Here is an 8,396-nt window from a genome sequence, read left to right on the forward strand (position 1 = left end):
CCCATTTTAAGGCTAAAGGCATTGTCATAATCCCTCTATCAGCTAAAGTACCAAGTGGCTTACCTGCACTTTTAAAGTTGATGTATGCACCTGGTCTTACCTTGTTCTGAACAGTAAATATACCTCCTGCCATTATTTCACCTTCCTTTTCTTTTCCTTTTTTAATAATTCTTTAACTTCTTTCATGGTGTATGTTTTGTTTTCTTCTAGTAATACCTCTAAAAGATAACGTTCTTCTTGTTCGAATTGTTTACTATCTAAGAACTGATCTTTTGTAAATTTACTTTCCATAAACATGTTCCTCCAATCGGTTCATCTTTGGATATTGCTTCGCATCTTTCATTAAATGCACTTTATAATCAATAAAAAAATGAAGTACCCTATCCGATACCTCATGTTTCATGTTTTTACCCTTTATTTTAATAGCTTCTAATACTTCCATTTGCTCATAAAGATTGTTAGCCATCTTTTCAGCAGCCTTATTGCTTGTTGCAAAGTAATGTATATCTATACTTACTTCATGGATATAGCGTCTATCAAGTTGTTGCGCTCTTGAGCCATCAAGTACCTTTACAAAGAAACTTGGTTCTTCAAACCCTTGCGGAACTGATTCACCATAGATAGGTATATCGGGATATAACCCATCTAACTGTTTAATAACTTCTTGCCTTATATCCAATCTATACCCTCCTATTTAAATAATTGTTCTAACACCTTCTTGCAATGTTTATCTGCTATTTGTTGCAGAGAATGTTCAACCTCTTTCATGGAAATCGTCAGCATAAAGCGCCCCTCTACCCACCCTTTATTATTACGTTTACGGTGGCCATACTCAACAAACGATGCATATTCTACGTTATTGTAAATAAGAATAAATAACTTATTACCATTCTTTTTTACGCCGGTAATATACCACCCCTTGCGAAGTGTTCCTCCAACTTGTGTTTTGGAATTAGAAAACCTAACTTGTCGTGTTCTGGCCTTGGCTTTAAAAGATACTTTCTTACCCGCTTTGGTTGTGAAGTTTACTTGTTTTTCAGGTATATTGGCTATAAAACTTACTTGTCCACTGTATTGTCCTACTGGTGTCCTTTTTTTAGTCTTAGCCAAAACCTTATTTCCAACTTCTAGAAGGATATCTGTAACTAACTGCTCTCCTATATCTTTTTTAACAGCTTCTTCAAAGTTATTGGCCATCTTTTCAAAAGCTTTATAATCCATCTTACCCCACTTGGCCATTATGCTTTACCTATTTCAATAAGATTGATTTCTTGATGTGTAGAATAGATTTCTGGTAAACCACTCGCTTCAAGGTTGTAGGTTCTTCCATGTTGAACAACCACTACCTTGCTTCCTGGTTTGACTTCTATCTCTGGTGCTAAAAATAACTTAACTATTTGGCTTACTTCTGCATAAACAGATCCTTGTTTCGCATGAGTATTCGAACGATGTGATAACCTACATGGTTGATTTTCAACTATAATCCCTTCTTTTGCTGTCGTTTCACCATCTACTTTGATAGTTGTCATCGTCTTAATGGTACATAACCCCTCATAAGTTTTTTCTAGCATTTTTCTTGGGGTCATGTAGGCCACCTCACTTTTCTATAACTATTCAACTCAGACCTATAATCCTCTATAAGACTAGGGTTTTTAATTTTCTCAATAGCTATTTGACTAGCTGTTTGATAACTCCAAGAAACATCACCTTCACTCATGCCTTTCATTTCACTATCAACTTTTTCTTGGCCATATTGAGTGCTTCTATAAGTATCTACTACCATAAATAGAACCGTCTCTTCTAAACCTTTTGGTACAGACTTTACATTACAATAACTACATACTCTTTTTTCAACTCTTTTAATAATGAAGGTTATGATGTCGTCTTTACTTCTATCATCTTCTGAAATACCTAGCAAAGTTTTTACTTCTTCTAGCATAGTTACCTCCTGGTCAAATAAGGGTAGCTTATGCCACCCTTTAGTTAATAGTCGCCATAAAAACTTGATCGGCATAAGGGAATGAAGGAAGTGCTGTTGCTACTGCCTTAATCCATTTAGCCACTGGATCAGTTGTAGCATACTGCTCTACAATGATATTGCCTATATTTGTAATATCAATATCACTCTTATTTCGAAGCTCAACTTCTTCTGCTGTAAGCCCATATAATGTCTCTCCCATCATACCGTCTGGCATAAGAATAAACATATTGTCTGCTAAATAGCGTTTTGGTATATAAATACCTTTGTTATTTTGAACACGATATTGTGCATCATATGTAGCAATTGTAGGGAGTCCTTGACTTGCCAATAGCTGATTAAGTTCTGTTAGTGTGGCAACTTTAGCAGCATTAACACCAAACATAGCTGCTCTAATCTTCTCATCTTTAAGGATTGTGTTCAGTACAGTTCTTGAAGTTAGTGCTCGTGTTGGTGTGAATCCTGTATCTGCTACAATCTTATCAGTCATTGTATAAATATCACCTAAAATATCTGGTGTACCCGACTTCCAAGTTTTTGTATCTTTGTGTCCACTTGGTGTACCAAAGTCAATCGTTCCTTTCACACCATTTTCATTGAGTACAATTTTACCTGTACTAAGTGCTTCCATACGCATTGCTTCAATTCTTGTTTTTACAGATGCTACCAGGTTATCTACATCATTAAAAAGCTTATGGATAACTTGCTCTTCCTCTTTGGTACTTCTAGGTGCATTAAGTGCGATAAGTTCCTTCTCACTTACTTTTATCTTACGTTTAATAAGTGCCAATTCCTCAATTGCTTTAGAAGTACCTTCACGTGAAGCAATTTCTGTTTCAGTATCAAAGGCATGAACCGATGCAGCTACTGGAAGATTACTTGCCCCTTTAATCATTTCAATTTCTAGACCCTCAATTTTTCTTTCTGGGAATAAAAGATCTCCCATCATAGGAATAGGTTGACGTGTCTTTGTGTAATTAATAAGTTCTTGTGTACTCATAATCTCTTCAATTCTTGGCATTTTACTTCACTCCTTATCTCAATGTAATTTTTGGACATTTTGTTGTTAATGATGTTTTAATTTCTTCTTGTAATGTCCCACTGTTGTCAATTGCCTGTTTTAACCTTGCTTCAATGACATAACCTTCTACCATAAGTGCTCCTGGTTGTGGTCCATGTGTTACATCTACTGTCGCAAATAAAACACCTATAACAGCTTGACTTGAAACACTTTCGTTTGTAGCTGCTTTTCCATCAGCACCAATAACCGTTCCTGCTAAAACATATTTTCTTCCATTTTCGTCAGCCTCTACACCATCATCTGAAATAGTGGTTGTAAAATTAATATAATGTTGACTTGCTAAAAACTCTGGTGAATTTCCATACTCTGTTTGTTTAAAATACATCTCTTTACCTCCTTATTTTACGTCCCATGCATTTGCATAAGGATTATTTGTTTGTACTTGATGACTTGCGTTTCTTTGCGTTGCTATTGTAGCTGCTAAGCTTGTTGTTCCACCTTCTCCACCTGCTGGATTATAAAGTGTTTTTGTTTGACCTGTTTTAATTAAAAATGTTTTATCTGTAGCCCAAGTATCTGTTTGTTCTTTAAGTCCTGTAAACTGACCATTTTCATACTTAATTTTGTCCATATCAAGCTCCGCTCTAGCCGCTTTTGTACTATGAACATTCAATTTGATAAGCTCATTTTCAAGTGCTAAGTCAAATTCTTTTTGCTGTGCATCTTTTCCCATTGTTTCAATAGTTTTTTCATACTCTTTAATTTTTGTCTGTAGTCCTTCTACATCAGGATTGTTTTTCTTAAGTTCTGTAATGGTATCATTAGCTGTCTTAAGTTCTGTCTTTTGGGTTTCGTACTTTCCTTTTAGCTTGATGTAACGTTCGTCAATATTTTCCTCGTTACTTAAGTAAATCTTCTGTTCCTTCATCCCATTTACTACAGCTGTTATTTGTTCATCTGTATACCCTAAAGACTTTAAAAACTCTTTAAATCTATCCATTTCTTTTCCTCCTACGCTTTTATACGAGTTTTGCTTCTCATAGAGTTATTTATAGGTGTTCTTTTACGCCTACACCTCTAAAAAGGCATATAAAAAGCACCCTGTTAAGAGTGCCTGTTATTAATTACATAATCTTCAATATTATGTTTTTGAGTATTAAATTTGAATTGATATAATACTTGTATCAGCTCTACCAAGCTGAAATATAAAAGAAAGTGAGGTGTTGCATATGCAACGAATTCCTGTTTCTTCAAGTAGAATTTCAAGTGTAGGTTGGGAAAACAATACACTTGAAATTCAATTTAAAAAAGGTGGTGCAATTTATCAATATTACAACGTGTCTAAAGCTGAATATGATTCATTTATGAATTCTTCATCATTAGGCTCTGCATTGTCTAAGCTTGATAAAGTTCACCGTTATCAAAGGATAGGATAGTTATCTATTAGGACTGTGATTCTATGATTTCTTGTCTCTCAGTCCTAATAACCCTAACTTTCTCCCTAGATATTTCTATCTTACAATATGGATCATAGTTCTCTTCTAGATATTGGACTAAAGGTTCTACTAATTGCATTAATTCATCTTTCATCCCATCATCTCCTTATTCTATTACTTCCCTGTTTTCAACAAATAATTCAGCTATGGTTTCTTTTCATGACATGTATCAAAACTGGCTGTCTACATATATGTAAGATACAGTCAGTTTATTATGCTTCTTTACCATTTTTTATACCCTCCTTAATTTTAGGGTATAAAAAATAGCACCTACTCATTTTTCTAAGTAAGGTGCTACTATACCAACTCTATTTTAGATAATATATCTTTCAAAAGCTTATTGTTTATTTTCCACTCTTCTAACATTTCTTCATATGTTTTAAATTCTACATCACTATCATCATTTCCGGATTCTCCACAATGATAAATACCATTAAACCAACAAATGACATATTCTTTAGCTTGATACCTAAATACTATATCATTAGTTTCTGTTTCTTCTTTTAACTGTTGTGCTGTTATCATTTACTCAACTCCCTTCAGTATATCACTATGCTCTATTTTATCTTGTTCTGTTAATTCTAATACACCTCTATCCGGTCTTCCGGTTTCAGTGTTCCAATTATAATAATGCACATGTTCCCCATATTTACCATATGGATGTTGCTTAGGCTTATTATGATGTCCTGAATGTACTTGCTTATACATCATTCCATCTTTGTCATATAGCGTTCTGTCAATCTGAACCTTTCCATTGTTAAATATTGAATCTGTTTCCACTACTGCATATGCTTTATATTTTCTTGGAATACTTACATGTTGCCCCTTCCAATCATCAGTAATAATGATTGTCCCATCATCATTAAATAAGTACTCTTTGTACTTTCTAGTCTCGACTTTAAATTTATCTTTTAATTCAGTCCATTTGATACTATCAGTATACTTCAAGTTTTGGAACGCATCAAGAGACCGAGGAACTTCTTTACCAAGTAACTCTTTATATCTTTCATACTGTTTCTTATCCACATGCCTATTTTGATATTTCTTCTCTGCTAACAGCTCATCCAGATTACCTTTAACATATTTATCATACCAATCATGATAGGTCATCTCCTCTGTTACATAGTATACTTTGCCTTCATAGTCTCTAGCTATACGTTTACCATAGGATTCTTCATCCTCAAAATATGGGACTGTCGTACTTCTGCATCTACAATGTAGTGGTGGATAGTTTAGCCACACAATCTTCTCACTGAGCTTAAATATCTTCCCATCCATATCCCTGCAAATTTGAGAGGTTCGTGTATCTAGTGTTGCTAAGTATTCATACTTTTCAACACCTGTCTCTTCATATCCTTTAAAGGTTGCTTCTCCTGCTATGTATGCATGTTCTGTTTGAACAATATTAGCTGCTCTACTATAACCTACTCCCATTCTCTTATCAAACGTCTTGATTACCTTGTCTATACGATCTCCACGTATAAAAGCTTGGAATAATGCTGTCTCGAGCTCACCAAGTAATAAATCTTTATTATTCCAAACTGTACTGCTAAAATGTCCCCATTTCCATGGTTTTGATACAATCTTTTTTACTGCATCTTCGTTGAATATGGAAAAGTTTGTACCTATTCCAGTACCCTTCTGAATTTCATAGACTGTTTGATAATATGTATCTGTAAAAGTGCCTGTTAGTAGTGTTTCTAGCTCAGTATTAAGGTTGCTATACAATACTTCTAATTGTGCCCTTATTTGTATCTCTAAAGCCTTTAGCCTACTTACCCTACTCTTACTATACATACTTTCTATTTGGTCTATAAACTCTTCATCCAGCGCCATTTTTCGATACTCTTCAAGTGACACTTCCCACATTTCTTTTTCAGCATTTGATAACAACTTTCTAGCTGTAGCTATATCTACACCTTCAGCATTAGCATACCTGGCATAAAAGGCTTCTAAATCCCTTTGTATGCTTGCCATAGCTTTTTTGTACTGCAACTCTAAGGTTTCTATATAGTCATCTGCCTTTTTATTTTGAGTAGCTGATATATTTTCAAGACGCTTCTTCCAATACTCACTACTCTTGGACATCTACATCACCTTCTTGGTCTTGATATGGAACGCCTTTTTGAATATCTTGCTCTTCTTCTTCGCTTATGTTTTTGAGCTCTGTTTCAACATCTTCTACCCATGGATGATTTTTGATAATTGTTTTTCTACTTACAATACCCACACTATTTTGAGCGATAGTTGCAGTCTCTTCATCATTTTGTATCATGTTGCGAGTCCATGTTTGAACAACCTTTTTAGGTGTATAGCCTAAGTGTTTGCAAATCATTCTAATAAGCCTACCAAATGACAGCCTAAACTCTGTTTCCATAAGCCCTGCTTTAAGCTCTAACAAAGTATACAAATACTTGAGAGCCACACCAGATGCATTACCAAACTTCTCCGGATTAGGATCTACACCCTGTCCTTGTACATAGATTTTTTTCTCTGTCATTTCAAGTAGCTTGTTCCTAGCTTCAACAGGAATATCTATCGTTATTGTACTTAATCCTGACTTATCCTCTGTTCCTGAGTTCTGCATATCAACTGTCTTATACCTCTTTAGATTTCCCAAGAACTCATCTAAATCCGTACCACCATAGTTAGTAAGTACAAAAATAACCTCTTGAATATCTTCAATATCATTTACAAATCCACTAAAAATTTTATCGTATGTATCAATTAAAGCTTTTACATTATCCAGGTCAGATGTTTTTAAATCATTATTAGAGAACTCAATAAAAGGTACCTCTCCAAAATCATGTTTCAATACGTTCACCTGCTCGCTAGATCCTGTATCTAAATTGGTTTGTGTAAACATATTATGAGTTGATAAATGAGTTGTAATGCCTTTGTCGCTTCTAAAAACATAACATTCTTTATCTGTCCAATATTCATAGACAGTAATATCCTTAGATTGCTCATCTTTTTTATCATAAACCCTCAGAACAGCCATTAAGCTTTTTTCAAGATCATCCGAATACACTGCGATAATTTGTTTAGAATCAACAACAGCATATTTAAACTCACTCTTTTCATTCTCCCAAACATGTAGCCATGCTTTACCACCATTACTCGCATTAATACAAAGCACTTTACTTACTTTAGGATAACGATCACCTAATATGTCTGTTATAGAGCTATTTATTTTATCATCTCCTACATCAAAAGTAGGTGGATATGTAAACATATAAGATGCCTTTTGATTCACTAGAAAACCATGCCAGTTAAAAGGAATTCTGTTGTCTGCATTTCTTAATGGATTTTCTGAAGTATCGGGAACTGAATTATTAGAAGGACTCTTACTACGCATAATATCATTGTCATTACTATAATAACGCTCTCCAACTTTAACTTTGTCCACGAATTTATTATGTTCAAACATAGCATTATCTATAAGTTTTTTGATTGTCATTATATCCATATCTTTCACCTACTTTCCTTTTGGTTTTAATATTCTCATACCACTAGTTCTATTAAATGATAAAGCAATTTCGGAACAACAATCCGGTGCATCATCATGTTCATTCTCTTTAAAGTTAGCTAGAAACATTGACATATCTCCATAAAAGCTTTTCCATCTTGTGTCCCAGTCTGCAGGAAATAATAAGTTATTCATAACCCACATATCTTGGCTTAATATCTTACTCTCTTTATTAACTGATTGGTGGAATGAATCTATGTTGCAAACATAATTAAAGTCTTCTCTTAATATCCTCTTTATATTTCTGCAAATTACATCACCTGCACCATTACTTTCAATTCGAGCCTGCCTTACTTGATTTTCTGATAGCATTTTAGCTATTTTAGGCTCTGCTACTGCCGAGGTTGCATCTGAATAATAAACATCAAGGAC

General features: G+C 34.3%; 14 protein-coding genes. 1 reads left to right on the forward strand and 13 read right to left on the reverse strand.

The genetic code is table 11. The annotated features are described in order from the left end of the window. Positions 1-132 precede the first annotated feature (132 nt). The 8 genes from H8718_RS19105 to H8718_RS19140 are packed head-to-tail and all read right to left on the reverse strand — an operon-like array spanning position 133 to position 3,999. Positions 133-291, reverse strand: a complete 159-nt coding sequence (locus H8718_RS19105; RefSeq protein WP_249334598.1) for a hypothetical protein — start codon at positions 289-291, stop codon at positions 133-135. Continuing rightward, complete coding sequence (locus H8718_RS19110) at positions 281-679, reverse strand: phage tail terminator family protein (RefSeq protein ID WP_249334599.1); 399 nt, start codon at positions 677-679, stop codon at positions 281-283. The genes H8718_RS19105 and H8718_RS19110 overlap by 11 nt, the downstream gene beginning before the upstream one ends. 11 nt (positions 680-690) lie before the next feature. Next, positions 691-1,221, reverse strand: a complete 531-nt coding sequence (locus H8718_RS19115) for an HK97 gp10 family phage protein (RefSeq protein WP_249334600.1) — start codon at positions 1,219-1,221, stop codon at positions 691-693. A 17-nt stretch (positions 1,222-1,238) separates the two neighbouring features. Then, a complete protein-coding gene (locus tag H8718_RS19120) occupies positions 1,239-1,586 on the reverse strand; it encodes a hypothetical protein (protein WP_249334601.1) in 348 nt (115 codons plus the stop codon). Then, the gene (locus H8718_RS19125; protein ID WP_249334602.1) at positions 1,583-1,939 is read right to left on the reverse strand and encodes a phage head-tail connector protein; all 357 of its coding nucleotides are present in this window, start codon (positions 1,937-1,939) and stop codon (positions 1,583-1,585) included. The genes H8718_RS19120 and H8718_RS19125 overlap by 4 nt, the downstream gene beginning before the upstream one ends. A 40-nt stretch (positions 1,940-1,979) precedes the next feature. Continuing rightward, complete coding sequence (locus tag H8718_RS19130; protein ID WP_249334603.1) at positions 1,980-2,999, reverse strand: major capsid protein; 1,020 nt, start codon at positions 2,997-2,999, stop codon at positions 1,980-1,982. A 13-nt stretch (positions 3,000-3,012) separates the two neighbouring features. Continuing rightward, positions 3,013-3,384 carry a hypothetical protein gene (locus H8718_RS19135; protein ID WP_249334604.1) on the reverse strand — a complete coding sequence of 124 codons (372 nt, stop codon included), beginning with the start codon at positions 3,382-3,384 and terminating at the stop codon, positions 3,013-3,015. 12 nt (positions 3,385-3,396) lie between these two features. Beyond that, positions 3,397-3,999, reverse strand: a complete 603-nt coding sequence (locus H8718_RS19140; RefSeq protein ID WP_249334605.1) for a phage scaffolding protein — start codon at positions 3,997-3,999, stop codon at positions 3,397-3,399. 229 nt (positions 4,000-4,228) lie between these two features. Here H8718_RS19140 and H8718_RS19145 point away from each other — a divergent pair, with 229 nt between their 5' ends. Next, complete coding sequence (locus H8718_RS19145; RefSeq protein WP_249334606.1) at positions 4,229-4,435, forward strand: KTSC domain-containing protein; 207 nt, start codon at positions 4,229-4,231, stop codon at positions 4,433-4,435. A 7-nt stretch (positions 4,436-4,442) separates the two neighbouring features. Here the strand turns inward: H8718_RS19145 and H8718_RS19150 are convergent, their stop codons facing one another. From H8718_RS19150 to terL, 5 genes are all read right to left on the reverse strand, one after another. Continuing rightward, positions 4,443-4,589 carry a hypothetical protein gene (locus H8718_RS19150; RefSeq protein ID WP_249334607.1) on the reverse strand — a complete coding sequence of 49 codons (147 nt, stop codon included), beginning with the start codon at positions 4,587-4,589 and terminating at the stop codon, positions 4,443-4,445. Between the two features lie 203 nt (positions 4,590-4,792). After that, the gene (locus H8718_RS19155; RefSeq protein ID WP_249334608.1) at positions 4,793-5,020 is read right to left on the reverse strand and encodes a hypothetical protein; all 228 of its coding nucleotides are present in this window, start codon (positions 5,018-5,020) and stop codon (positions 4,793-4,795) included. Continuing rightward, positions 5,021-6,583 (reverse strand): minor capsid protein, encoded by a 1,563-nt coding sequence (locus H8718_RS19160; RefSeq protein WP_249334609.1) that lies wholly within the window; start codon positions 6,581-6,583, stop codon positions 5,021-5,023. Further along, positions 6,570-7,964: a phage portal protein gene (locus H8718_RS19165; RefSeq protein WP_249334610.1), complete on the reverse strand. Its 1,395-nt coding sequence runs from the start codon at positions 7,962-7,964 to the stop codon at positions 6,570-6,572. Before H8718_RS19165 ends, H8718_RS19160 begins: the two co-directional genes overlap by 14 nt. 9 nt (positions 7,965-7,973) lie before the next feature. Further along, positions 7,974-8,396, reverse strand: a 423-nt coding sequence (terL, locus tag H8718_RS19170) for a phage terminase large subunit (protein ID WP_249334611.1), incomplete at its 5' end; no start/stop codon positions are given.

Origin of the sequence: Zhenhengia yiwuensis (assembly GCF_014384995.1) — a bacterium.
In the GTDB taxonomy this organism is placed as follows: Bacteria; Bacillota; Clostridia; order Lachnospirales; family Cellulosilyticaceae; genus Zhenhengia; species Zhenhengia yiwuensis.

Bases quoted from the DNA above. Each gene is read 5' to 3' on its own strand.
- H8718_RS19155 (WP_249334608.1), bottom strand. From the start codon at position 5,020: ATGATAACAGCACAACAGTTAAAAGAAGAAACAGAAACTAATGATATA.
- H8718_RS19140 (WP_249334605.1), bottom strand. From the start codon at position 3,999: ATGGATAGATTTAAAGAGTTTTTAAAGTCTTTAGGGTATACAGATGAA.
- H8718_RS19115 (WP_249334600.1), bottom strand. From the start codon at position 1,221: ATGGATTATAAAGCTTTTGAAAAGATGGCCAATAACTTTGAAGAAGCT.
- H8718_RS19150 (WP_249334607.1), bottom strand. From the start codon at position 4,589: ATGAAAGATGAATTAATGCAATTAGTAGAACCTTTAGTCCAATATCTA.
- H8718_RS19120 (WP_249334601.1), bottom strand. From the start codon at position 1,586: ATGACCCCAAGAAAAATGCTAGAAAAAACTTATGAGGGGTTATGTACC.
- H8718_RS19145 (WP_249334606.1), top strand. From the start codon at position 4,229: ATGCAACGAATTCCTGTTTCTTCAAGTAGAATTTCAAGTGTAGGTTGG.
- H8718_RS19130 (WP_249334603.1), bottom strand. From the start codon at position 2,999: ATGCCAAGAATTGAAGAGATTATGAGTACACAAGAACTTATTAATTAC.
- H8718_RS19125 (WP_249334602.1), bottom strand. From the start codon at position 1,939: ATGCTAGAAGAAGTAAAAACTTTGCTAGGTATTTCAGAAGATGATAGA.
- H8718_RS19160 (WP_249334609.1), bottom strand. From the start codon at position 6,583: ATGTCCAAGAGTAGTGAGTATTGGAAGAAGCGTCTTGAAAATATATCA.
- H8718_RS19135 (WP_249334604.1), bottom strand. From the start codon at position 3,384: ATGTATTTTAAACAAACAGAGTATGGAAATTCACCAGAGTTTTTAGCA.
- H8718_RS19165 (WP_249334610.1), bottom strand. From the start codon at position 7,964: ATGGATATAATGACAATCAAAAAACTTATAGATAATGCTATGTTTGAA.
- H8718_RS19105 (WP_249334598.1), bottom strand. From the start codon at position 291: ATGGAAAGTAAATTTACAAAAGATCAGTTCTTAGATAGTAAACAATTC.